16 protein-coding genes are annotated in these 24,892 nt (G+C 51.8%); all 16 read right to left on the bottom strand.

Going from position 1 to position 24,892, the window contains the following annotated elements; all coding sequences use genetic code 11:
* Positions 1-13: 13 nt before the first annotated feature.
* The 16 genes from glmM to IE061_RS18005 all read right to left on the bottom strand — a co-directional run bounded on the left by glmM (position 14) and on the right by IE061_RS18005 (position 24,641).
* Positions 14-1,351 (bottom strand): phosphoglucosamine mutase, encoded by a 1,338-nt coding sequence (gene glmM, locus IE061_RS04780; protein WP_039183012.1) that lies wholly within the window; start codon positions 1,349-1,351, stop codon positions 14-16.
* Between the two features lie 48 nt (positions 1,352-1,399).
* Entirely contained in the window at positions 1,400-2,851 is a 1,452-nt protein-coding gene (locus IE061_RS04775; protein ID WP_193461111.1) for a glycosyltransferase family 2 protein, read from the bottom strand.
* A 33-nt stretch (positions 2,852-2,884) separates the two neighbouring features.
* The gene (locus tag IE061_RS04770) at positions 2,885-3,127 is read right to left on the bottom strand and encodes a hypothetical protein (RefSeq protein ID WP_193461110.1); all 243 of its coding nucleotides are present in this window, start codon (positions 3,125-3,127) and stop codon (positions 2,885-2,887) included.
* Between the two features lie 334 nt (positions 3,128-3,461).
* Positions 3,462-5,303: a glutamine--fructose-6-phosphate transaminase (isomerizing) gene (gene glmS / locus IE061_RS04765; RefSeq protein WP_193461109.1), complete on the bottom strand. Its 1,842-nt coding sequence runs from the start codon at positions 5,301-5,303 to the stop codon at positions 3,462-3,464.
* Positions 5,304-5,393: 90 nt separating this feature from the next.
* Complete coding sequence (locus IE061_RS04760) at positions 5,394-7,646, bottom strand: heparinase II/III family protein (protein WP_193461108.1); 2,253 nt, start codon at positions 7,644-7,646, stop codon at positions 5,394-5,396.
* A gap of 39 nt (positions 7,647-7,685) precedes the next feature.
* Positions 7,686-8,360 carry an HAD family hydrolase gene (locus tag IE061_RS04755; protein ID WP_193461107.1) on the bottom strand — a complete coding sequence of 225 codons (675 nt, stop codon included), beginning with the start codon at positions 8,358-8,360 and terminating at the stop codon, positions 7,686-7,688.
* Complete coding sequence (locus tag IE061_RS04750) at positions 8,357-9,103, bottom strand: 3-deoxy-manno-octulosonate cytidylyltransferase (RefSeq protein WP_193461106.1); 747 nt, start codon at positions 9,101-9,103, stop codon at positions 8,357-8,359. The genes IE061_RS04755 and IE061_RS04750 overlap by 4 nt, the downstream gene beginning before the upstream one ends.
* A gap of 65 nt (positions 9,104-9,168) precedes the next feature.
* The gene (locus tag IE061_RS04745; RefSeq protein ID WP_230478380.1) at positions 9,169-10,770 is read right to left on the bottom strand and encodes an aldolase catalytic domain-containing protein; all 1,602 of its coding nucleotides are present in this window, start codon (positions 10,768-10,770) and stop codon (positions 9,169-9,171) included.
* Positions 10,770-12,839: a hypothetical protein gene (locus tag IE061_RS04740; protein ID WP_193461105.1), complete on the bottom strand. Its 2,070-nt coding sequence runs from the start codon at positions 12,837-12,839 to the stop codon at positions 10,770-10,772. The genes IE061_RS04745 and IE061_RS04740 overlap by 1 nt, the downstream gene beginning before the upstream one ends.
* A gap of 19 nt (positions 12,840-12,858) precedes the next feature.
* Entirely contained in the window at positions 12,859-18,075 is a 5,217-nt protein-coding gene (locus tag IE061_RS04735) for a glycosyltransferase (RefSeq protein ID WP_193461104.1), read from the bottom strand.
* 113 nt (positions 18,076-18,188) lie between these two features.
* A complete protein-coding gene (wecC, locus tag IE061_RS04730) occupies positions 18,189-19,469 on the bottom strand; it encodes a UDP-N-acetyl-D-mannosamine dehydrogenase (RefSeq protein WP_193461103.1) in 1,281 nt (426 codons plus the stop codon).
* Between the two features lie 76 nt (positions 19,470-19,545).
* A complete protein-coding gene (gene wecB, locus IE061_RS04725) occupies positions 19,546-20,661 on the bottom strand; it encodes a non-hydrolyzing UDP-N-acetylglucosamine 2-epimerase (RefSeq protein ID WP_039183051.1) in 1,116 nt (371 codons plus the stop codon).
* Between the two features lie 20 nt (positions 20,662-20,681).
* A complete protein-coding gene (locus tag IE061_RS04720; protein ID WP_039183053.1) occupies positions 20,682-20,981 on the bottom strand; it encodes a hypothetical protein in 300 nt (99 codons plus the stop codon).
* The gene (locus IE061_RS04715; protein WP_193461102.1) at positions 20,978-21,976 is read right to left on the bottom strand and encodes a hypothetical protein; all 999 of its coding nucleotides are present in this window, start codon (positions 21,974-21,976) and stop codon (positions 20,978-20,980) included. Before IE061_RS04715 ends, IE061_RS04720 begins: the two co-directional genes overlap by 4 nt.
* 116 nt (positions 21,977-22,092) lie before the next feature.
* On the bottom strand, positions 22,093-23,490 hold the full coding sequence (locus IE061_RS04710; protein WP_193461101.1) for a hypothetical protein: 1,398 nt from the start codon (positions 23,488-23,490) through the stop codon (positions 22,093-22,095).
* 41 nt (positions 23,491-23,531) lie between these two features.
* Positions 23,532-24,641 (bottom strand): ABC transporter ATP-binding protein, encoded by a 1,110-nt coding sequence (locus tag IE061_RS18005; RefSeq protein WP_230478379.1) that lies wholly within the window; start codon positions 24,639-24,641, stop codon positions 23,532-23,534.
* Positions 24,642-24,892: the final 251 nt, after the last annotated feature.

Raw genomic sequence — 24,892 nt, 5'->3', positions numbered from 1 at the left:
ATCAACGTTAGAGTCAAGCAAGCGAAGCCGCTATCTTTTGTGCAGCGTGGTCGGCATGTTCAGCCACGACCGCTTCTACCATTACTCGTATCAATGGCTCGGTGCCCGATTTACGTAGCAAAACTCGCCCACTGTCTCCCAGCTCGGCTTCCACGTCAGCCACCACTGCCTTGACCTGCTCACTCTGCAGAGGGTCATGCCCTGGCACCGCCGTGTAACGAACATTGATGAGCGTTTGTGGCAACTTATGCATGCCCTGCTTGGCATCGAACAATGTCGCTTGTTGCTGGAGCAAACAGGTCAGCACACGCAACGACGCAATGATCGCATCACCTGTCGAGGCATGGTCCAAGCTCAATAGATGCCCGGAGCCTTCACCACCCAAACGCCAGCCAGTCGCTTTCAACTGTTCCATGACATAGCGGTCGCCAACCTTGGCACGTTTGAACGGAACCTGCATGGCCTGCAGGGCTTGTTCAAGGCCAAGATTGCTCATTTGCGTGCCCACGACGCCGCCTTCGTAGCCTGATGCCTTCGCATCCTTGGCCAGCAAGAAGAGCAGCTCATCACCATCTACCACCACGCCCGTATGATCTACCATCATCAAACGATCGGCATCGCCATCCAGGGCAATCCCCATATCGGCCCCATGCTCAATGACGGCAGCTTGCAAGCTTTGCATGGCCGTGGCACCACAACCTGCATTGATATTCACGCCATTGGGCTGGTCATGAATACTGACCACAGTAGCGCCCAGTTCACGATAAACGGCAGGTGCCACCTTGTAAGCAGCTCCGTTGGCGCAATCCACCACGACCTTCAGCCCACTCAAACTGAGGCTGCTGGGCAAGGTAGCCTTGCAATATTCGATATAGCGCCCCGCGGCATCATCGACACGGCGTGCCTTGCCCAACATATCAGAGCTGACACACGTCATGCCGCCTTCAATGGCCACATGAAGCAACCGCTCGATTTCCTGCTCTTGAGCATCCGTGAGCTTAAACCCACCCTGGCCAAAGATCTTGATGCCATTATCATGAAACGGGTTATGCGAGGCGCTGATGACGACGCCCGCATCAGCACGAAAGGTAGAGGTCAGATATGCCACTGCAGGCGTCGGTAACGGCCCTACCAAAGCAATGTTGACACCCGCTGCGGAAAAACCCGCCTCCAGCGCCGACTCCAGCATGTAGCCACTGGCACGAGTATCTTTCCCGATAATGACTTCTTTGACACCTTCGGCACCCAATACCTGCCCTGCGGCCCAACCCAGTTTCATGGCAAAGTCAGGGGTCATCGGAAACTCACCTACCAGGCCACGCACACCATCGGTGCCAAAATACTTTCGCATGTTACCCAACCATCAAATGTCATTATGTTGATCGCCTGCAAGCGTGTCTCAGCTCAGCAGAGTTCGAATATCCGACGTTGGCACTTGTATCGCTTCGGGGGCCGCAAACGAACGCCCTTCACTCACCGGTGCCAAACATAAAGGCTGAGAATGCCGCAGCCGTTGAATGTGCCATCGGCTCCAGCTTTCCCAGTATTCCAAACGCGCAGGTGAAACCGCGTTTGCCAAATGCCCGGTGTCTTTCGCCGTCATCAAGGAATCATCACGGTGAGCACCGAAGGCCAACGGCTCGACCAAACGACGAACCGCATGCTTACCAAAAAACAGCTTCATCCGCGCCAGGAACTCACTATCTGCGCCTGTGCGCACCAGATCCCAGCTCCCCATGCGCTCGATGACTTCGCGCCGAAACAGAGGTGAAGACGGATTCAAACGAGTGAACGGAACCGCTTGTCGCACGAAGTGGACGCCCTCATCACTCAAACGTACCCACTGCGACGTCGTTGCCATGATACGGGAATGCTTGAGCATCGGCGCCAACTGGCGGCTAATCTTCTCTGGATGCGACCAATCATCCGAATCGTGACACGTCACGAATTGCCCATTGGCGCGTTGCAGACCATACGTTTTAGCGACGTAAGTACCCGCGTTTTTGGGCAACTGGTAACACTTCACCCGCGCATCGCGGGCCGCACACGTCAATAAATGCTCGAACGTATTGTCTGGGCTGGCATCATCCACCACGATGATTTCCAAATGACGATGTCGCTGAGCCAGCAGCGAATCAATGGCACGTACCGCTCGCTCACCTGAGCAATACGTCGTCATCAAGACACTTACCAAAGGCTCATGAAGCCCCTCATGTAACGCGTCATCTTCTTCTGAGTCCACTACTGCCGTTAGGTTCATGACACCCAACGGTATCTGCTCATCACGTGGACGTACCGCTGATAAACCATACTGGGCCAAAAAGCGGTTCAAGTGCTCACACTGCTCTAACGCCGAAGCCGCGTAGAGATTGCTGGCAACCAGGCAAGCCTCAGGCGTGGGCGATGCGACCTGGCTTAGATACGTTTCCAGTCGCGCCTGCGCCAAAGAACGATCTCCCAGACGCATGGCCAACGCCACCGGCAAAAAGGAAGATGGCGGCAGCTCGGTGTCACGGCACAGCGACTCTGCCAAGGATGGAGAAAACGCCGCTATCGCCTGGATAAATTCCGCCCCACGCTGTCGCAAACGGCCACTGTTCAATAGCGAGCGAGCCACTTGCTCTGCCTGCTGCGCTTCGCCTAACGCCGTCAGGCAGGCGGCTCGGGCAAATTGCGCGTTGGTTTCAGGGTATTCCGGCAATGCCGCCACAGAACGATACATACCCAACCGATAGAGCGACCACACTCCCGCCGCCGAGTGCTCGAAGCGTGGGCCTCCCTTGGCCAAGGCCAGCGCGTGTTGCCCCACCCATTGGCACAACCGAGCTTCTGCTGCCTTCAACAACTGCATCCTGTCTCCTGCATTGCCACCTGCTCGGCCAGCTCACTGGCGGTCAGGTAATGAAAAATCAAACGTTAGCCCACGCTCTCCCCCTTCAGGGCTCGACCCAGCCTCTAACGCCCCGGCCGTGTTCTCTAGCCGTTTTATCTGGCGCTTCAACTGGTCATTCTCTTCCAGCAGCTGGCTCAGCTTTTCCGCCATTTCTCCCCGCTCAACCGCATAATGTTCCACCAGCGCCTGTAACCGTGCTTCCAACTGAACGATGGTTTCCTGTGCATCTGCCATGGTATCCCCTATCAGGTCTTTTTTTTATAACGCTCCCTGCGCCACCATGCGGCCAATGACCGAAAAGCTGTTCTCCCCTGAACACCCAACGACAAAAAAGGGCCAGCAGGCCCCTTGGAATATCTTATCAGAAGTTAACTCCCACGCCCCATCGGCACCGCCAACGCATTAATTCCCAGGCGCGCTCCGCTTACCACGCGCTACAAGTGCATGCACTGAACCCCGTAGCGCGGCGTAACGAATCTTGCGAGGCACGAGCAAATGAGGCACCCGCAGCGGCGGCCCGGCGCGAAGGGCGGCGTTTAGCCGCCCCGATACAGCCACCCAAACCACCTCACTCCACCGTCACACTCTTCGCCAAATTACGCGGCTTATCAACATCGGTGCCTTTCACCAACGCTACGTGGTAAGAGAGCAACTGAAGTGCCACCACATGCAGCACCGGAGACAGCAGCCCGTAATGCTCGGGCATCATCAACACGTTCACGCCGTCGGAAGACTTCACCGCGCTGCCGCCATCGGCAAACACGTAAAGCTGACCGCCACGGGCACTCACTTCCTGCATGTTGGCTTTGAGCTTCTCCAACATTTCATCGTTGGGCGCGACCACCACCACAGGCATTTCCGAATCCACCAGTGCCAACGGCCCATGCTTCAGCTCACCCGCTGGGTAGGCTTCCGCATGAATGTAAGAGATCTCTTTGAGCTTCAGGGCACCTTCCATTGCAATGGGGTAATGCCGCCCACGGCCCAGGAACAACGCATGGTGCTTATGGGCAAAATGCTGCGCCCACTGCTCGATGCTGGGCTCCAACGCCAGTACCCTGTCTACCGCGATAGGCAGGTGGCGCAACTCATCCAGGTAGGCCTTTTCGTCTGCTTCGCTCAACCGCTGTTTCGCCTTGGCCAATAGCAGCGTCAACAGGAACAGCGCACTGAGCTGAGTGGTAAACGCCTTGGTAGAGGCCACCCCGATTTCCGGGCCTGCTCGGGTAATAAAGCGCAGCGCCGTTTCACGCACGATGGCAGATTCCGGCACGTTACAGATCGCCAGGGTGAAGGTATGCCCCTGCGCCTTGGCGTGGTGCAGCGCCGCCAGGGTATCGGCGGTTTCACCCGATTGGGAGATCACCACCACCAACTGCTTCGGGTTGGGCACGCTATGGCGATAGCGGTACTCACTGGCAATTTCCACGTTGCAGGCAATGCCGGCCACCTGCTCGATCCAGTACTTTGCCGTCATGCCTGCGTAGCTAGAGGTACCACACGCTAGAATCAGAACAGACTCCACCTGCTGGAAAATCTCAGCGGCTTCCGCACCAAAGATGCCGGGCTGCAACTGCCCTGCCCCGCTGATCATTTCCAGCGTGTTGCCCAGCGCCTGGGGCTGCTCGAAGATTTCCTTCTGCATGTAGTGGCTGTAATCGCCCAGCTCGACGGCATTGGCACTTAGATTAGAGGTCACGACGTCGCGCTCGACCCCTTGCCCCACCGCATCCACGATCACCACGGCGTCGCGGCTCAAACGGGCCACATCGCCGTTTTCCAGATACATCATGCGCCTGGTAACGGAGAGCAGTGCAGAGGCATCAGAAGCCGCATAGTAGCCATCTTCCGCCACGCCCAGCATAAGCGGGGAACCTTCACGGGCCACCACCAGGCAATCCGGTTCCTCTTCGCTGATCACCGCCAGCGCGAAGGCACCCTTCAAATGCGCCACGGCGCACTGCACGGCGGAGAAGAGGTTCTCTGCGGGTTCGCCAATCTGGCCCTTGAAGCAGGCTTGAATCAGGTGGGCAATGGTTTCGGTGTCGGTGTCCGAGGTGAACACATACCCCAAGCCCTGAAGCTGCTCGCGCAGAGACTCGTAGTTTTCGATGATGCCGTTATGCACTACCGCCAGCCCTGCGGAAATGTGCGGGTGCGCATTACGCTCGGCGGGCACGCCATGGGTGGCCCAACGAGTGTGAGCAATGCCCACCTGCCCATTGATGCCGCCTTCAACCACTTTGCTGGCCAGCTCCGCCACGCGCCCTTTGGCACGGGCGCGCTGCAACCCATTATTGAGTACCGCCAAGCCTGCCGAATCGTAGCCGCGATACTCCAGGGTGGATAACCCTGCGAGTAGAAAATCGGTGCTTTCCTTTGCGCTAATCGCGCCAACAATGCCACACATAGTATTTCCGTCTTTAAAATTCAAAAATAATTAAAAGCAAAAGAATTTTTACAACGCATATTCTTATCAATGCTTTACACATACCACTTTTCAATCCAAGCCAACAACCAAGACTACGGACTTTTCGCTTCTATGCACAATATCTATACATAGTCTTTTACATCGCTCAGGCAGGTCATCCGAGATCCACACACGCCCATCAGCATTCATTCTATTCAAAAGCTGAGGTAACATTAAAAGCATGGCACTTTCCAACTCATTTTCCTCAAAGCCTGCCTTTGTTACCACCAACAAATCTATTCCAGCAACACCATCCAAAATACCTTCATCAACAGACACAGGAGCAGTGCCTGTTAAGTTTAATGCAGCACAAGACACCCAAGGCGAGAGATAATTTTTTTCTAAATTTGCAAGGGTTTCAGAACATTGAAGGGGAGTGCTCATCAGAAGGTTTGCCGCCCCCACCTTTTGGTCTCTATGCAGCTTGGCTAGTTGACTGCAGAAGGAGTGCGAACCCAGCATGACAGAATTTTTGATTACACTATCTGAACCATAAATACCTGACACCAATGAAGAAAGTGATTTTATATCAGGGCAGACAGTTTCATCCAGAGGCGCAATGTGTTTATTCGCCATTAAGAACGAAAACTTTGTCACCACATCAAGTTCCTTCTTGCTCCTAAAAAGAACCCTGACACACTGACTAGGCTCAACTTTATTAGCCTTATACGAAATACAGCTTAAAACTTTTTCGCCCTTTTGGCCCTTTACAATGGAGATATCATCAGGAGAGGCACCCTCAAAGCACAGGGTAAGCTTGTTACCAGATTTACTGGCAACAATCACCTGCTGCCCTTCGATGGAAATACGCTTGTCCTTAGGAAAATGCCATTGAAGAGTTACATTACGTCTGCTTGCCTCTAGGCAGCGAATAGTGTCGGATATTTTGACTACTTTAGCGAGGGAGTCAAACTGCAAACGCCTTTGATGTGAAACAGACGGCAGCACATCCAAATGCATATTCACGTATGGTAATTCGCGCAATTCCGAATAGCTTTCAATACGCCACGCGCTCAACCTATGTTCAAAGTCATCAGCATAACGAGCATTGGAAACGATAGGCACATTATGTGCAAGCCGCCCTCGCATATACTTTCTAACAGGGTCTTTATTGATATAATTATAGAGCCCCGAGTCGATCAACCAATCTTCACCACCCGCGTAAATACTTACATGGCCTTCGTCTTGTTGGTGGTGATACCTGCTAGAGCAACCAATCTTCGCGATGATATGAAAAGCTTTAGAAAAATAAGCGCTACTTGGCCAACAGTCTCTAAACACAGCATAACCGGATTTCGCATAAACCTGATTGTTTTTGTTGGGCTTTAAACCTTGGCTGCCTTGGCTAATAGCGTATAAAAAATTCTGATACTCTATCGTATTACCAAACATCTCACGATAAGCATCAGAGGTAGGCAGTTGCTCGGTATCGCCAATGGGCGGCAGCTTGCCGTCCGGGCGCAGGATGTGGGTAATGAAGGATAGCGCCTTGGCTGAAAATTGGCTGAACTGCTCGGCCAGATTCCCCAGCACCTCCTCAGGGTAGTCCTTGATAATGCCCAGGAACACCTTGAAAACGAAGACATGGTAGGCCGGGCTGTTCTCGACGTGTACGCCCTCATCGGTAAAGGCAAACGTCAGCTCGCTACTGATGCGCTGAATAGCGATCTGCTGCCACTCGCGGGCCTGCTCACCCTCAAACACGGTGCCGAGCAGCAACAGTACCCGCGCCTGCTCCAGGCCGTGATTGGTGTGCTCGGAGTAGAAGCTGTCCTTGGCCAGCCACTGGCCATGCACCACCAGTGCCTGTTCCAAGGTAGCCAGGAACTCAGTGTGCTTGCTCGCCCACTCGGGGGCATGCTCGCGGCAGTAGTAGGCAAACAGCACCAGCTGTTCGGCACGCAATGCAGTGGCATGGTCGTGCCAGATAAACTCGAAGGGATAGCTGATATCCGTTTCCAAGTAAGCATCTAGCCATGACTGAATCGCCTCCCCAGAAAAGCCCAGTACCACCTCATCGCCAGAGGCGCGATGGTATGCCATCAAGTAAGATAGAAACGACAGCCAATTCAGCCGCCACTGCCAACTACGATTCTTTAGTGGATCCTGCTCCCAGTCACCCCAGCCAGAAAAATCAACGGCTTTGAAAGGGGCTAATTCAAGCTGTTGCTTCTTGATTAACTGCTCGCCTAACGCCTGGTTACCTGTATGCTCTGAGAGCTGCTGCAATTTTTTATCGACGCAGTTCCCCAACTCTACAGAACCCATTCTCTTTAAAATCATAACAACTCAAGTTTCCGGTAGCGATATAAGCAGATGGTGTCAGACAAGCTCGGAAAGCGACGTCACACTCGTGATTTTCTTTTGATTGATCCACTCTTCCCAACGCTCAACCTCGCTCCAGCCGCTTAGAAACACGAAGTCCAGCCCAGCGGCACAGGCCGCTTGGTAGTCATACTTGCTGTCCCCCAGAAAGAGTGCAGGTTGCTGGATATTGCCAGAGGCCAGCTCACGGGCCAGGATTTCATCCTTGTTGTCAGGGCTGCCGAAGATGCCGCCATCGAACCACGCGGTGATGCCTCGCTGGGCAAATACATCACGCAACTCAACCTGGTCACCGCCTGAGACAATCAGCCAGCGAGCGTTGGGGGCCTTCTCTCGGAGTGCTTTCAACCCCGGGGCCACCTCACAGCTCAAGAGCCCGTCCCGCACATAACCGGCATAGGCCTGCAGTAGTGCTTCCAAGTCAGGGGACTGCTCGGCAAGATTCCGCTGCGCGGCATGTTTCGGTGCGATCTGCTCCAGGAAATGAGCAAACTTCTTGTAGCGCGACACCCCGCCGTTGGCGACATGGTAATCGACCATGGCCTGAGCGGCGGCTTCCCCGTAGGGCAAGGTCGCTTGGTAGAAAGCATCGGTCTTGACCTGGTTGGATTCGAGAACAACGCCGTCGCAGTCGAAGACCAAGGTGGTGTAATCGGTGAACGGATACCTCATGCCTGTACCTGACCCGCTTGGCGCATTGCGGCCTCTACTTTGGCCACATCCTCGGGCACATCCACCGCCAAGCTACCGGGCTGGGTTTCTACCATGCGAATGGTCTTGCCCAGCTCCAAAAAGCGCAGAATCTCGATATCCTCAGCATGCTCAAGCTCGCTCTTGCGACCAAAACCACGAAAGGCGGAAAGTTCTTCCCGAGTAAAGGCGTAGATGCAGACTTGCTTTTTGTAGCGCTCGGGAGCGCATTTGCTGTCCTTGAAGCCAGGCAGGGCTAGGCGCGACATGTAGACTAGCTCGCCGCGCTCGTTGGTGATCACCTTGGGTATATTGACGCTGTAGGGGTCTTCGCTCTCGCCTATCCAACTGACCCCATTGATGATGGCATCCATATGGGCCAGTTTGGCATCACGTACCTTAAGGATGTCTGCTGGGTCGGCTAGCGGCTCATCGCCCTGCACATTGATGTAAAGATCGGCTTCGACCTGCTCGGCGGCCTGGGCTAGACGGTCGGTGCCGGTTAGGGCATCGTCGGTGGTCATGACCGCCTGAAAGCCAGCGGCCTCGACCACTTCAGCGATACGGCTGTCTTCGGTGGCAATGTAAACGTTCTCGGTACCGACTGCCCGGGCCGAGAGCTCGCCGACCCACAAGATCATTGGTTTGCCCAACAGGGGAACTAGCGGTTTACCAGGGTAGCGGCTAGAACCATAACGGGCTGGAATCATGACGACACTGCGCATAGCCACCTCTTGTGCTCGCAACGTTTTAGAAAGAGTAACCAAAGCTCATAAATAGTGCGCACGGTCTAAAGAGCGTAAACCGATTCGCTATGCAACCCATAACGCGTTGGCGTAATCGCCGTGATTGGAAGCGCCCCATGAGCACTCTGATACTGCTCAAGCAGCTGGTGCATCTCACTGCTGCGCGGATCCTCGGCTCCATAGCCATCAAAACCCGCCATCAAAATACGGCTAGCTTGTCCGCTGGTAGCTACTGCCAAGGCGTAGCCTACTACTAAGGAGGTTGGCAAAGTGCAATGTGTCGTTTCAAAGGCAAAGCTATCTGACTGAACGTTGAGTCCAAAATCGAATACTTGTTTTTCACCTAGAGAATCGCGCACATCTTGTGGCAGCATGGAATAGGGGGTGATCAATGGCTGAGGTAGCCGAGTGTGCACCTTACAGTCAGCCAATAGACGCACAGGGTGACAAGCCACACGTAAATCAATCAACGCAGCATCAATGGCACTTTGAGTGTTTAACGCTAATACAAGCGGCTTATGGACGTGGATATAGCGCTCTAATGCATCTCGATGGCGGGCTACACCTGGGCCAGTACCGAGCAGCAAGACCTCACGGCCGACAAAACGCTCTTTGGGAGACCACCGCCCTTCAGGCTTCCCACGATAAAAATGTCGGGCTGCATCTAGAGTGCCAAGGCTGAATTTTTTGCCACCCTCCCGGCGAAGGTGCTCAATTACAGCCAAAACATCCTCTTCACTGTAGCGAGAATCACTGAGCATTTCCTGAATATAAGTAGGATGGATGCCATACTTTCCCGCCAGGTAGTAATAAGGATTAGTGCCCCATCCATAATGGGCCTGCATAGGTTTGAAATGCTCACGCAGTAGCGCCATCAAAGGCACCATATTAATTGGCTTACCACGACGCTCAGCAATTTCGATAGCAAGCTCCTCAGTGCGTGCATTGCCAGGCCCGCGCCCCATTCCAGTAACAGTCGAGTCTACCCACGTAACGCCTTCATCTATCGCTCGCAGAGTATTGGAAAGCGCCAAGCCTAAATTATCGTGGGTATGGATACCCATAGGCCCAGACCACTCAGTGCGTATCCACTGAATAATTTGCGCTGCTTGATCAGGGTTCATACTCCCCATGCTATCAGCAAAGTAAAGGGCATCAAGAGGATATGCATTAGCTTCTCTCGCGAGCTCCTTAATTTCTTGCTCAGTGCGATCAGCCACTTGCATCAAGTTAAAGCCAACGCGGTATCCTCTTTGCTTCAACCAAGAGACAGCAGGTAACGAATCGGTAAACTCATGCACATGACAGGCAATACGTACAAGGTCGACTGGTGAGTTTGCTGCATCGTTTGGAAACAGGCGTTCCAAAACCTCTAACTGTGATGTTTTTCCTACAAGCTCGCTTCCATTAACCATTACACCAACAGTCAGGCCTGTAGGAATTTTCAAGTTCCTAAGAAACTCATCTGTTGTGAATGCACAGGGCCCCTGGAAACCTACATTTTTAAGCGAACGCAACCCAAGCTCAACAATATCAACACCTGCGGCTTGCATCGCGTTTAAGTATGTGTGGACAAGATCGCCCGAAAAATCCCATGCATTGTAATATCCACCATCTCGCAGAGTACAGTCTAAAAACTTCATCATTAAAAATTCTCCTTTAAAATTTTCTTAAACTGGAGCAGCACGTCGCCTGACCTTATTGAATAGCTTTGCCTGGCCCAATTATGACTTGCTTTTTTAAAAATAGATTCATCTCGTTTACGATCACTTTTAATAACAATAGTGTTCGGATGAATATGCTCTTTATATTTTTCTTTGGCTGCATACGAACCGTGGCCAATACCAACAGCCCTACCAAATCTTGCGGGATACATAGAGTCTGTAAGAAACCCTGTTAGGAACACATCAACAAACTGAGAGCATCTAATTTTCCTAACCGCGCTCTGGCTAATCAAGCTAACAAAAACAACATCATTATCATTTTTGTGCTGATCACATAATCTTTTATAAATTTCGTTTTCTTTAGTAGCACTAGCCACATTAACATGCCCTGTTACAGGAGCAGTTATGCCATCAACAATCACACATATCTTTTTAAATTGTTTTTTTAGCTCATCAATACAAAGCAAAATACCTTTTTCTTGCTCTTTCCATCTCCGTTTTTCGCCACAAACACCGACCCATAAAACAAAGTCGGATTCTTCTATCACTTTGTCTTCTTCATTATTCATGGGGTCACAAACCGATGACAATAAAGCATCATCAAACTGCTCTATGCATTGATTTCTAAAACCGCCAAAGTATCCTTCATTTTCGAGAAAGGAATTTGGATACCCAAGCTTAATCAAAAAGCCATTCTCAAACAAATAATCATTAAGCTCTTCTTCACTGTCAAAATCTAGAGCATTAATCTTGGGAAGAAAATTAAAAACAGAAATATCCAAAAAATCAAAACTAGAAATATGAACAGAAGTAAACTTTCCCTTTCTTTCAGGACTCATGCTTAGATAATTATAATAAAAGGCAGGTAGCATATCATAAAAATAGTGGTATGGTCTTGAATAAGACAAAAACACACCTTTCCATTCTCGATTTTTATTTTTCGTATAAGCTTTAAGCTTTTCTAATTTCTTCTCCACTGCTTCAGTCGGAAAAATAGCTGCATCAAACTTATAAACCACGCCGACTTTTCTAAAGTAAACAGCAGAAACATTTAAATGTCTTTGCTCTAAAACAAACTCTATATCTTCACTCGAACCCCTAAAGCAAAGATAATTAGTTTGATACATTAAAAATGAGCTATCGCAACAATATTCAGCCCCTCCATATATTAAGCTCAATTTTTTTTCATCACACAGCTTATTATAAAACCCTAAAGAATCTCCTGATAATATGAAATCTACCAATTCACAGATGTTATCTTTATCTTTTTGGCCTATGCCAATCAGCTCGGCAACAGAATCTTTACTATTTACTATCACAGGCTTCCTCTCGTTAAACAAGACATGGTTTTTAACTCCCATGGAAAGCTCTTTCAAAAACCCAAGCTGCCTATAAATGGACTTTTCTGTATGAAGAAAAAACACATCATCAGTATATGAAAAATCAAGTTCATTCTCCGCGTAATTAATTACAAAAACATTCGGTATCGTATTTTTTATTTCCTCATAAATCTCATTCAAAAATTTATTTAACTGGGGAATGCAATCTCGCTCAACTTCATTATTTTTTGCAGCAAAACTTACTGGAAGATAAATTTCATTTAAAACCAATTTTTGATATAACTCATGATTATTCAAAACAAATCTCATGAGCTCGTTCTTTAAAACATTAAGCGCTTGGCCAACCTCAGCTAAATAAAAGCTTAGGGGCTGTTCTCTCTTACTTTCTTGATTACCAAAAGAAGATTTTTTATCGTTCACCAACTTTGATATTAAGAAAAAAACATCATTGCTAATAAAATCAACCAATAGAACATCAAACATTTCATTTTGGCGCTCTAAACCTAAAAACTTTAGATTTTCAAATGCTGTTTTTTTCAGAAATTGGTATACCCCTATCACTTCAGGGGTATTAACTACAACCTTATTATCATCAAAAACAAAACCACTCTTTTTTTTGGAAAAATTAAAAACCTCAAAGTCTCCTTTTTTAGAAAGGCCAAAAGGATAACTCGAAAACCCACCACCCCATAATGCTATTCTAAAAGGCATACCAAGTCACCAATTAAGTCTAGAAAGCCATTCTCATGGAATCTGAAATTTTCTGAATTGAAAAACTCTCGACCTCTATACTTTCAGCTTCTTTTTTTTCTGAGCGGCATTTTAAAATAGCTTCCACCAAGGCGAAAAAATCTGGCCATATACAACTTGATGAATATATCTCATCAGCTCCCTCCCAAGGTAAGACAACTGGCCTACAGCCAGCGGCAGCACCCTCTGCTACTGCCAAATGGAAGCTTTCGTGATCGCTGACAGATAGAATGAAATCAATGCCTGCATACCACTCAGGCATGTCGTTGCCTTGTGGGTCGAAGTACACCGCTCCTTTGAGGTCAGGGTCATCCTCCAGGCGTTGGTACTGAGCCTCGTACCATGCCATTTCTTCTGGACGGTTTTTCATCCAGGGAAAATCGTGAGGCTGCTTACCTTTCACTCGCAGCGTGTATTCTTTGTCTTCCTTGCGAAGTTCTTTCAGTATGTCCAGCGCACGATCCAGGCGCTTGCTCTGCGGGACGATACCGACAATGCCGAGTACCTTCCCATTGGTTGGCTTACGAGGCACTGCCCTTAGCGCTTCAACGTCTACCCCGTTGTAGATGACGACCCCATTTTTTTCCAACGCTTCATTCCGCGCAATGGCCTGCCTCAACATATGAGGCCCAACAAAAATCACGGTGTCGAACAGATTGAAGGGTACTTGCTCGAACAGAGGGCTGCGGAGTTCCTGCGCATGCAAGCGCCCTATCAGCCTTTGGCCCTCTAGCTTATGTTTGCCGTACCAAATGGCATTGCCCATCATCCATTCACAGAAAATGGTATCTGCCTGTCGTACCAGCCGCTTACTGGCTGTTTCATTGTGCTGGTTATGGCCATTCCAAAAGTCGAGCAGTAGCCGCATACCCGCTTTGGTGAAATAGGGGTAAAAGGGCTTAATGAACTTCAGATCATGCCCTGCAATGACCACGGTTTTGCTGGGCACAACGTTAGGTGCCTGGGCAAAGTGTTTGGATGGTTTGCGTAATGCCAACGCTTCCGTATGGCGGTGCAATGACACGAGCTGCTCGATGTTTTGCGAGTCCTGCGCCAACATCAGCTGAAAACTGCTTTCGACCCGATCACTCACATACGCTACACCGGCCCACTCGCCCGCAGTAAGTGAGTCGGCTCTATCCAATACACTGCGGGTATAGGGAGAATAAGCCGTCGTCCATGCCAGGTCTTCGATATCTTCCGGCTCGGCACTTTCCAGCGCACTGGCTTGGGTACTTAGCCAATATTCGTTGGCCTGCACTTCGGTGTTTTTTGCTTCGAGGCACTCGATACCCACTGCTGCCAATAGCGCTTTTGCTTCCTCACTCCACGTGGTGGCAGCTACTCTGGCAGGCCACACCGTCTGATGAACGATGCCTTGCGCTGCTGCTTCTGTCAGGGTTTCACTGAACAGGCTAATACGCGGTAGTGAAGGCGCCAACACCCGCATACCCGCCGTGCGTAACATTTGTGTGAGGCGTGTTTGCGTCGTGTGGGCACGCATCACTGCTCTTGCGCCTTTAAGAGCCACACGCCAGCGGTAGGCATCGTGATGCATCAGATTTTCAAGCGCCTGGGCTGCTTCACTTTCCAGACGCACGACATGCCCTGCTTCCTCCAGATAGCGGTTCATGCCCAGGGCAGGGCCAGAAATGATAGGTGCGCCGCAGGCCGCGGCTTCTGTCACGCGGCGCGAAAACATGGTGGGAGAATCCAGCACCGAATTCACGTTGATTTGTACGGGGTGCGCCTTGTAGGCCTCGATCATCTCCTCATAGCTGAGACTACCCGCCACGTAGCTCCCCAGGCCACCTGGGTATTTGTAAGGTGAGTCTGGGTCATCGTGCTGGCGATCATAGATGGTTAAGCCCAAAGGAGCGGCGGCACTCATGATCTTGTCCATGTACTCGGTACGCTCAGGATAACGCTTACCGTAGTAAGTGCCGCCATAAGCGGCTGTGTGTTGCCATGGGCGCTTTGAAGGCAACAAGTTGTGAATCTTAGGTGATGCGTAAAATGCACAGCTACTGACCGTTTGTGTCTGGGCATTCGGTGTTGCCAGATAAGGAATGATTCTTCTGGAATCCGTTGTGAATACGTGATCGCAGAGCGCGGCCGTCTTGCGGAAACGGTCGAAGTGAACAGGGTCTTCCTTGTTCCAGAACAGCGAAGGAATGCCATTATCACGGCAATGGGCCAATAGTGCGCTCAACGATTCAAACTCTTCATCGCTGTAGTAGCCCACCTTGCGATGCCAGGCCCAATCGTTACCTTTCCAGGCCGATTCTACGAACATGACATCGATGGGCTGCTCTTCCAGCTCTCGCTGCCAGTTTTCTGGTGAGAGCGCGACGACCTTGACGCCACTGGCCAAGGTGTCAGTCGTGAACTGGTCAGCGATCAATCCCAGTGTTATCTGATCGAGCGATTTAGCGGCGGGGGCAGCTTCATGCCTGCCAGGCTTCTCCAACCGGAGCAGCGCCTGGTGGTAGTTCTGTGTAACGTAGTTCCAGGTGCGCTCTTGCTCGATCCATTGACGGGCAGCTTGCCCCAGTTGCTCGCGCAATAATGGCTTTTGGATCAGCGTATTCAAGGCCTCTGCAAGGCTTTCTGCGCTATCTTTTTCGAACAACCAGGCGCGTTCGTTATCACCGGCCATGGTGAGGTGCGGCGATACGTTCGAAAGTACCACGGCTTTTCCCATGGCCATGGCTTCGAGAGGCTTCAACGCAGATACCATTTCTGTGACGGCAGACGAAAGCCTGGGCACCGGCATGATGTCCATACAGGAAAGGTAACGCGGCACTTCCTCGAACGGGATTCGTCCAGTGAATCGGCATTGATTTTCAATGCCTAACGTTTTGGCCTTTTCCTTGACGGTATCGATCACTTTACCGTCACCTACCAGCACGAACACAAAGTCCTGTTTGTGATGTTTTAGCTGGGCCATGGCTTCCAGCAGCAGTTCCAGGCCCTCATACGCTACCGCACTGCCTGCATATCCAATCACAGGCACCCCTGCCTTCAACCCCAAGACTTCGGCAATCTGAGGGTCACGAGGAGTAGGCACAAAGGTGTCGGCATTGACCGCGTTGGGAATGACGACGATGCTATCTTCTTCGACTCCCCATTCTGCCAACTCACGTCGCAGTTCGTCGGTCAGGGTGATGACAAGATCAGCTTCTCGGGCGGCTTGCTGTTCCAGTTCCCGCATGAGGTGGTAACGCTCGGAGTCGGCCCATTCCGGCTGTGTCGATGCCTGGGTCACTTCCCATAAGCCACGTACTTCATACACGAATGGCAAGCCCAGGCGGCGAGCTGCCATCAGTGCAGGCAGTGCCGTAATGTGGTTGGAAGCGGCAATGATGACTTCGGCACCACTGGTTTGCGCTTCGCGTACGTAGTGATCGGCCGCCTCGGCAAGATAGTAGTCCAAGGGGGTCTTGCTCAGGTTCCACCCGGCCACCGCGGCATACGTGACCCCGTCTACCTGAGTTTCGTGATACCCCTTGTGCAGGCCTTTGGCACCGGCATCCCACGGGAAGCCTGGGCGTGTGGTGACACGAACCGTCCAGCCCGCTTGCTGCAATCCCACGGCAATGCCATGCGAACGGGTAGCATACCCATTGGTTGCATGGGGTACGGATTGATGCAGGCAGTAAAGAGCATGCCGCCGCTGGGTCATGAGCCCAGGATTGGGCTGGCGCGGCGGCACTGGCCAACCGCCTTTCAGGCGTGCCATACCTTCAACGAAGGCCAAAAAGTCACGCTGCGGTTTATCGAGCTTCGCCCCGGCATTGCACAGTTCACGAATGGCACGGACGACGCTGCTGATCTCCCCCTTCTTGTAAAAACGCTGGCTAATGCTCGCAAAGTCGCCTACGGCTGCCTTGGATTGGGGCTTGGCTTTGCCAGTTTGCCCGCTTGCTGGCTTAGCGGCTACAGTACCTTTCAGTAACGCCACCATCGGTTTTACGCTATGTGATAGCGTCAGATGCTCGATGCCGCTTAGGTCAGTTTTCGCTGGTCTTGCCAAACACGCCTTGATTGCTTGGGAAACGTCATCAGGTGTCTTGAGTTCGGTATACGTCACATTGGTATGCGCTGGAACAACGGCCCTCAGCGCGGGCAAATCACTCATCAACAGTTGTTTGCCATGCGTCAGCGCCTCAACGGCTTTCATGGGTGGCACTAGTTCACAGACGCGCAAAGGCTTACGAGGAATGACTACCAGGTCGATCAATGCGTAGTAGCGTGACACTTGCTCATGAGGGACTCGACCTGTCTTGATGACCCAAGGCGGGGTGCTTTCGCTATCAGGAGTGGTTTTCGCCCCGGTGACCGGCTGGTGATCACCCACCAGCAATAGCTTGATTTTCACCCCCTGCTTGACTAACGCGGCACAGGCTTCCACAAGCGTATCCAGGCCCTCATACACGCTGTGGCTACCAATGTAGCCCACGACCTGTTCATCTTCGTTGATGCCTAACTGCTTTTTCAGCGCCGGGTCGGCAGGCACCACATTGGGCAACTGGCTGACGCCATTGGGTACCAGCTTGATGTTTTCACGCTTTATGCCCCGTTTGATCAGTTCATCTTGCATGGGTGCATTGAGTGTAAAGGTCGCACGCCCCTGCTTTGCCACGAAGGTATCGCGTTCTGCATCTATTTGACTGGTTTTGCTGCCTTCGTACGCTGGGTCGTGGGCTGCCTTCGACAACTCCCAGAAACCACGTACTTCATTGTAGAACGGTAAGCCTAGGCGTTTGGCCGCTACCCAGGCAGGCAAGCCAACGATCCAGTTGGACGCTGCCAGCACGACCTCGGGTCGGTAGACGCTAAATAACGTCATGAAATGCTGTACGCTGGCTTCGAGATGTTCGCGCTCATGGGTAGGGGCGACATCGTCAGGCCAACGGCTATGAATATAACGTACCCCTTGAATCGTCACTTCAGGGCGTACAGATTGAGTATTCTGCTTTAATTCCCACGGTCTTCCCGGCCGCACAAAACAGAGTGTTTCCAACCCATGCTGATTGAGGGCCTTGGCGACACCTTGCGTGCGAATCGCATAGCCATTACTGGCATAACTTTGACCATGACTGACCACGTACGCTACTCGCCCTTTGATAGGCAAGCTGAGGGCGTGGCTGGTTTGATCCGCTAGATGTGTGGCGTATTTGAGAAGCTCGTCCATGGGTTTCCGTGAATGATGGAATGATGAATAGTGACAGGGTGAGTGGTGGTTGGGGTCATGGGAGCCTCAACTAGACCACTCACCTGGTTTAACGGCGGCTTACAGGGGAAGGGTTAACCCAGCAGCCCGACGGCATCGATCACGGTTTCCTTACCGCTGACCGCCTTCTTCTGTGCAATGAACGGCTTGTGCTTCACCAGTACACACACGACATCGGCTTGTGCCATGGCTTCATCGAAGGTTGCCAAAGTGACGTTATCGCCTTCCAAACCTTTGGGAAGGGATTCGATGTTGGGCTCCACGACTTGAAGCTTACAACCCAAGTTGCCAATTTCCTTGGCAATGCCTAATGCGGGGCTTTCACGCAGATCGTCGATATCCGGCTTGAAGGCAATGCCCAGGCACGCCACTGTCAGGTCGCTGCGTTTGGCGTCTGGGTGTTGCTGGTGATAATACTCGAGTGCTTCTTTGACGCGTGCCAATACCCACTGCGGCTTGGCATCGTTCACTTCTCGGGCAGTACGAATAATTTGAGCTTGCTCGGGGCAGGCATCTACGATGAACCAGGGGTCTACCGCAATACAGTGCCCACCTACGCCTGCGCCAGGGGTCAGGATATTCACCCGTGGATGGCGGTTTGCCAGCGCAATGAGTTCCCAGACGTTGATATCCAGTTCATGGCAAATGGTAGACAGCTCATTGGCAAACGCGATATTGACATCGCGGAAGCTATTCTCTGTCAGTTTGGCCATTTCTGCGGTGCGGGCTGTCGTGGCCACACACTCACCCTCTACCACGATTTGGTAAAGCGCGCAGGCTGCCTCAGCACATTTAGGGGTCATTCCACCGATGACGCGGTCATTTTCGACCAGTTCACGAATGACATGGCCCGGCAATACTCGCTCGGGGCAGTGAGCAATACGGATATCGGAGGCTTCGCCGTGGGTTTGAGGGAACGTGAGATCTGGACGCGCTTCTGCCAGCCACTCTGCCATTTGCTCGGTAGCGCCTACGGGGCTGGTAGACTCCAGTACGACCAGATTGCCCGGCTGAAGTACTGCTGCCACGGATTTGGCCGCTGCTTCGATGTAGCTTAGATCTGCCTTGTGATTTTGGCCGTTTTCATCAGTATGGAAAGGGGTAGGCACCGCGACCAGAAACGCATCAGCAGGCTCTGGCGTAGTAGTAGCGCGTAAATAGCCCTGCTTCACCGCAGCGTTTACGACGATGTCCAGCTCGGGTTCTACAATGTGAATGTCACCCTTATTGATGGTATCCACCGCATGCTGGTTGACATCGACACCAATCACTTTCTTCTTCCGTGAAGCAAAGACCGCGGCTGTCGGCAGGCCAATGTAGCCCAGGCCAATCATAGAGATGGTTTCAAATTTCATGATGTTCTGTTACTCGATCAGTTAAGGGTGGCCTGTCAAAACACAGACCCAGATATATTTCTTTCAAAAGACTTTGTTAGCCTGCCAATGCATCGCGGATGCGCTGGCATGCGGTGCCATCACCGTAAGGGTTATGGGCGTAGCTCATGGCGTCGTAGGCGTCTGCATCTGTCAGCAAACGCGTCAGCTCGCTGGTAATGGTGGCTACGTCAGTACCTACCAGTTTTACGGTGCCTGCCTCGACTGCCTCTGGCCGCTCTGTGGTATCACGCATGACCAGCACAGGCTTGCCCAAGGACGGCGCTTCTTCCTGAATACCGCCTGAGTCGGTCAGGATGATGTGTGCACGATTCATCAGGTATACGAACGGCAGATAGTCCTGAGGTTCAATCAAATGTACATTGTCGATCCCTGCCAGCAGGCGATTGACCGGCTCTCGGACATTGGGATTCAAGTGTACTGGGTAAAGAATTTGGGTGTCTGGGTGCGCTTTTGCGGTGTCGGCCAACGCCTGACAAATTCTTTCGAAACCACCACCAAAGCTTTCTCTACGATGCCCGGTTACCAATATCAAGCGCTTGTCTGCTTGCAGCATGGGGAAGCGCGAGGCTTGCGCCTGAGCCAATGCCTGATTAGTGTCCAGCTTATGAGCAACATCCAACAGTGCATCGATGACGGTATTGCCTGTTACGTGTATGTCCGCTGGTGCGATGCCTTCGTTCAGCAGATTCTGCTTGGATGTTTCGGTGGGGGCAAAATGCAGCTTTGCCAACGCGCCGGTCAGTTTACGGTTTCCCTCTTCCGGCCAGGGTGAATAGAGGTTACCGGTACGCAAGCCTGCTTCTACGTGGCCAACGGGTATTTGCTGGTAGTAAGCGGCGAGCGTGGTGGCAAAAGTGGTGGCAGTATCACCATGCACCAGTACGACATCGGGCTTGAATTCTTCAAACACGTTTTTGAGCCCTTGCAGTATCCCACAAGTGACATCGTTTAAATCTTGCCCTGGTTTCATGATGTTCAAATCGAAATCAGGTGTCAGCTCAAATAGCGAGAGCACTTGGTCCAGCATTTCGCGGTGCTGTGCGGTAACGCATACTTTCGCTTCGAAACGCTCGTCGGAAGCCAGCTGAAGCGCCAGCGGTGCCATTTTGATTGCTTCCGGACGGGTGCCAAATACAGTTAATACTTTCATTCCATTACCTTTGGGTTTGATCAACGGTCTAACCGCTGGTAGTCCAGCTCTTGGCAGCGTTGGTAGTAGTGCTCGAGCAATTGCTGTGTTTCATGCAATTGACGCTGGGCCTGGGTGGCTTGCAGCGCGGTACCTTCTGGAATGGCCGCTGAACTACTGCTACCACCGGCAGCGTACTTGTCGCACAGGTAAAGATTGGCCTTGAACAAATGCTCGCCATAATACTGAGCGGCTTTTTGATAAAGCACTTTGGCGGCCGCATAATTGCCCTGACGGAACGCTTGCATGGCCTGCTTGACGACGGGAGGCTGGGCGCTCATAGGTTATCCTTTTCCTCTTTCGGGGGCTGTGATTGTGAAGATTGAAGCAATTGCGTGATATGTTTTCCTAATGCGTTAGTTGCCTGCTGACGCTGCTCACTTTGAATGGTGAACCCTTGTGATACCTGCTGAGACAGCTGTTCCAGCGATTCTTTCAGCAGCTTGAGCTGTGCCGACTGCTGCCGCGCTTGAGCCAGCTCTTCCTGTGTGGCTTTCAGCGTGCTTTCCAGTACAGCCACCTGCTGTTCGAACTCCATCGCTTGCTGCTTACGGTTCATGAACCAGGTATGCGTTTTTTCAAGTTTACCTTTGACTTCAGCCAATTCGGCCTGGACGTTCGCCAGCGACTCGTTGGCTGCCGCCACATCACTATCCTGCTGTTTGATGCATAGCCACTGCTCTATGTGGGGGTGCCGCTCAGTGGCTCGCTTTAGCACTCGATAGCCTGCCTGTTTCAATGCAGGTTCCCAGGCTTGCCCGGTAATCGGTTCAGGTACTGTTTCCAGCGTGCTGACACGCACCTTCAGTACCTCTACCTGGCGAAACGCTGCAGCATGAGCAGCCAGTAACCCTGCATCACAAAAATAATCGATCACTACCCATTGTCCGGGCAAAGTCCAGTGCTGCTTGGCCCAGTCGGCCACGCGAACGGGTTCACACGCTTGTTGATGCGTTGGTTCGATATGGGGCCATAGCGAAGTCAATGTTTCTGGGGATAACAGGCCGCTTTCTGTTTGATGGCTGGCGGTATAAAAGATGCCCTCCTCATCTAGCCCTGTTTCCATGACCTCATTATGAAACTGCCAGTGTGGGTGGCTTTTCTGCCAACGCTCGCTAAGCGAGGTAAATGCATGGGAGTGCCCCTCTACCAGGCTTACTTCACCAACAGCTTTTATTGCCGCCCAGTTCAACAGTGCCTGATGCCCAGCACCAGCTCCCCAATAGGTAAGCTGGGTGGGGGGCATCAATGTGTGCAAGGCATCCAGCCATTGCATCAGCGTTAGCGCTTCTTCGTTAAAGGCTGAAGGCAGTTGGGTCAGTGATGTGGTGTGGGGCGCAACCGTCATAGAGTGCTCGCTATGGTGTTGGTGTTATGGCATTGATGTCAGGCTTAGCGCTGGCGCTCTTGTTTAAACGCCTTGGCTTCTTTGCTCAAGGCAAACGGTAATTTTATCCAGCCCAGTGGTGTACGGGTGTTATCCATGATGACCTGCCCCAGACGATAGGAGAGGTGCTGCTTTACCTGTTCGGCCTTGTGGGCATCTGCATATTTCGAAATTGGCGGTAGTTTCTTGTCTTTGCGCGCCGCTTTTTCCTGGTGAAATGCTTTGTGCTCACGCTTGAGCGCTATTGGCAGGTACAGAAAATCTTTAGCGCTGTTGCTGTTGACCACCACGGACCCAAGGCGATAGGTAAGCTGAGCTTTGACACGTTCGGCAGCCCCATACAAGGGAGCTTCTACCTTTCTAACGGGCGCAGCTGCCTGCTTTTTATGCAGCTTTTCCAGCTCTTCCTGCACGACATGCAGTTGTTCTAGCAGCATGCTGTTTTCTTGCTGCAACTCGTTCAGCTTTGGGCCTTGCGTTGCTTGATTTGCTTGCTTGTACGCGTCATGTTCACGCTGCAACGCTGCGTGTTCATGATATTGCTTTTCCAGTTTCTGCTGGAGGCTGGTAATGCTGCTAAGTAGCGTGGCCTGCTGTTGGTGGTAATGCTCAAGCAAGGCGCCAGGTGCTAGCTCACCCAGTGAAGAAGCCGGTTGTGTCGCGCTGGCTTGCAGCTCTTCATAGATAGACATAGCCGGGTGGTGCTTCAAAGCCTGTTGGCTTAGATACAACCCAACGCTGCTGGCAGCCGACTCGACCTGTTCAGGGTTGGTCAAGCCTGCCTGGGCCAGCGTATGCGCTAGCGTGCCAGGCTTACGTGTGGCAGGTGTAGCACCACCCTGCGGCGCTGTTAAACCAGGCAACGAAGGTAGCACTACCTCAGGCCGTTCCAGCAGAAGCTGGCCATGTACCAGTAGACTACGTTCAGTATGGCGTAGATAAAAACTCAGTAAGGCCGCATGGTAGGCGGCCCAGTTGTTCAATATGGTGGGGATACTGACCGCTTCGGATGCCGCAAGAGCTTGCTGGAGGGCCACGGCGGGATGTTGGTACACCAGCAAAAAGGTGGTGTGTGCATCCACTTCATGCCACATGTTCAGCAGAGGGAGCGTTTCTGGCGATGCCCAACCCCATACCTGCTGCTGATGCAGATTGCCTAACAATAAATCCAGCGCGAGCCCCTGCCAAACTTCACTTGGCGCCAACTGCTGAAGCTCTGTTTCTTGCTGGGCTTGGTATGTAGATGTTGCACCTTGTGCCTTTAGCAACGAAGCTTGAATGTCGTGAACGCTCATGCCTTCCCTTTTGGAAGGGGCTGCCTCTGCCATACCATATTGTTTCAGCAGTGCTTCTACGTCCATGTAACCCGATGATGGATGGCCGACAATGGCAATTCTATTCACTAACCTGAATCTCCTATTTTTGCTAACTGAACGACAAATCGCTAATCTAGCCCATCCAACTTTTCTAATTGGGCCTCTACTTCAGCTTGCTGGTGCTGTGCGTTTTTTAAAGCTTTCTCTAACGCACGCTTTTTATCTTCATCCCAACCTTCTTTTTCCGCTCTATCATAAAGCGTTTTGGTAACTTTTACGCTTCCCTGACAAGCCACCAACTTGTTTTTTAGATTCCTTCTAGCACCTAAGTCAGTTGCATTTAACAGGCGGGTCATTTTTTTCAACTTTAGCTGCGCTTCTGAATACAGCTCTTCCAGGACCACAACTTCACTTTTTGGCCAGTCACTTTTTCTTGCATGTGACAGTTGACGGCCAACTCCCCGAGCCTGCTTTTCAGCCACATTGAATCTTTTAAGGGCCTTCTCATATTGCTCTTTAGAAGAAGCTACTAAAGACTTTTCTCTATCACCATCGGAAGTTTCAGTGCCGTTAAGATTATCCACATCATTATGATAAGCTAAAATGGCATCGTTAATATCATCATACCAATGGGCTTGCCCATCTTTGATATAAATACCCACTTGACAAAGGTCGCGTAGAATACCTTCACCATGTGACACCATGATGAGAGATGCCTTGCCCACTTTTTCCTTGAACAGTGCTTGAGCCTTGGCCTTGAAGGCACGGTCGCCTACGGCGGTAGCTTCATCGGAGATATATACATCAAAATCGAACGACAGCGATAAACCGAACGAGAGACGCGAACGCATGCCCGATGAATAGGTGCGCACGGGCTCATCGAACGCTTCGCCGATTTCCGCAAAATCCTGCACAAAGTCCAGCACTCGCTTTACTTCTGCTGGATTACATCCTTGCGCACGAGCCACGAACTTGGCGTTCTGCCGACCCGTCATGTTGTTCTGCATGCCTCCTGCCAGGCCCACTGGCCATGAAACGCGGCTGTGACGAATAACTTCACCCCTTTCAGGTGTATCCATACCAGCGATCAGGCGCAGCAGGGTCGATTTACCCGCGCCATTGCGGCCAATCAAGCCAACACTCACCCCAGTGGGTATGGTGAGGTTGATATCTTTCAGCACCCAATCGCTACCGTGGTGGTTGTGGTAGCGCTTGTAGAGATTTTTGATTTCGATCATTTGGTAGTGGTTGCCGATGGTGTTTCGATGCGGTTTGGTGGCGTTTCAGCATTCCGTGTCGTGAAGGGCCACCGCCGCGGGTAATTGCACGCTTTCGAGGTTGGCGGTGTTTCGTAGCGCGGTGTAAGCGGAGCGCACCCGCGAAGCACCCCGTGAGGGGTGCCGAATATGCCACTGGGGTTTGCTCGATCACCGTGGCTCAATCGGGGCGGCTAGGGCCGCCTTCGCGGGTGCCTCATTCGCTCGTTGCT

It is taken from the genome of Vreelandella hamiltonii, from assembly GCF_014651795.1.
Taxonomy (GTDB): Bacteria; Pseudomonadota; Gammaproteobacteria; order Pseudomonadales; family Halomonadaceae; genus Vreelandella; species Vreelandella hamiltonii.
The sequence above is the reverse complement of the archived record's forward strand: the minus strand, read 5'-3'. Positions and strand labels throughout refer to the sequence as shown.

Excerpts from the sequence above, each read along its gene's own strand:
- glmM (WP_039183012.1), bottom strand. The coding sequence starts at position 1,351 with ATGCGAAAGTATTTTGGCACCGATGGTGTGCGTGGCCTGGTAGGTGAG.
- IE061_RS04775 (WP_193461111.1), bottom strand. The coding sequence starts at position 2,851 with ATGCAGTTGTTGAAGGCAGCAGAAGCTCGGTTGTGCCAATGGGTGGGG.
- IE061_RS04770 (WP_193461110.1), bottom strand. The coding sequence starts at position 3,127 with ATGGCAGATGCACAGGAAACCATCGTTCAGTTGGAAGCACGGTTACAG.
- glmS (WP_193461109.1), bottom strand. The coding sequence starts at position 5,303 with ATGTGTGGCATTGTTGGCGCGATTAGCGCAAAGGAAAGCACCGATTTT.
- IE061_RS04760 (WP_193461108.1), bottom strand. The coding sequence starts at position 7,646 with ATGATTTTAAAGAGAATGGGTTCTGTAGAGTTGGGGAACTGCGTCGAT.
- IE061_RS04755 (WP_193461107.1), bottom strand. The coding sequence starts at position 8,360 with ATGAGGTATCCGTTCACCGATTACACCACCTTGGTCTTCGACTGCGAC.
- IE061_RS04750 (WP_193461106.1), bottom strand. The coding sequence starts at position 9,103 with ATGCGCAGTGTCGTCATGATTCCAGCCCGTTATGGTTCTAGCCGCTAC.
- IE061_RS04745 (WP_230478380.1), bottom strand. The coding sequence starts at position 10,770 with ATGATGAAGTTTTTAGACTGTACTCTGCGAGATGGTGGATATTACAAT.
- IE061_RS04740 (WP_193461105.1), bottom strand. The coding sequence starts at position 12,839 with ATGCCTTTTAGAATAGCATTATGGGGTGGTGGGTTTTCGAGTTATCCT.
- IE061_RS04735 (WP_193461104.1), bottom strand. The coding sequence starts at position 18,075 with ATGGACGAGCTTCTCAAATACGCCACACATCTAGCGGATCAAACCAGC.
- wecC (WP_193461103.1), bottom strand. The coding sequence starts at position 19,469 with ATGAAATTTGAAACCATCTCTATGATTGGCCTGGGCTACATTGGCCTG.
- wecB (WP_039183051.1), bottom strand. The coding sequence starts at position 20,661 with ATGAAAGTATTAACTGTATTTGGCACCCGTCCGGAAGCAATCAAAATG.
- IE061_RS04720 (WP_039183053.1), bottom strand. The coding sequence starts at position 20,981 with ATGAGCGCCCAGCCTCCCGTCGTCAAGCAGGCCATGCAAGCGTTCCGT.
- IE061_RS04715 (WP_193461102.1), bottom strand. The coding sequence starts at position 21,976 with ATGCAATGGCTGGATGCCTTGCACACATTGATGCCCCCCACCCAGCTT.
- IE061_RS18005 (WP_230478379.1), bottom strand. The coding sequence starts at position 24,641 with ATGATCGAAATCAAAAATCTCTACAAGCGCTACCACAACCACCACGGT.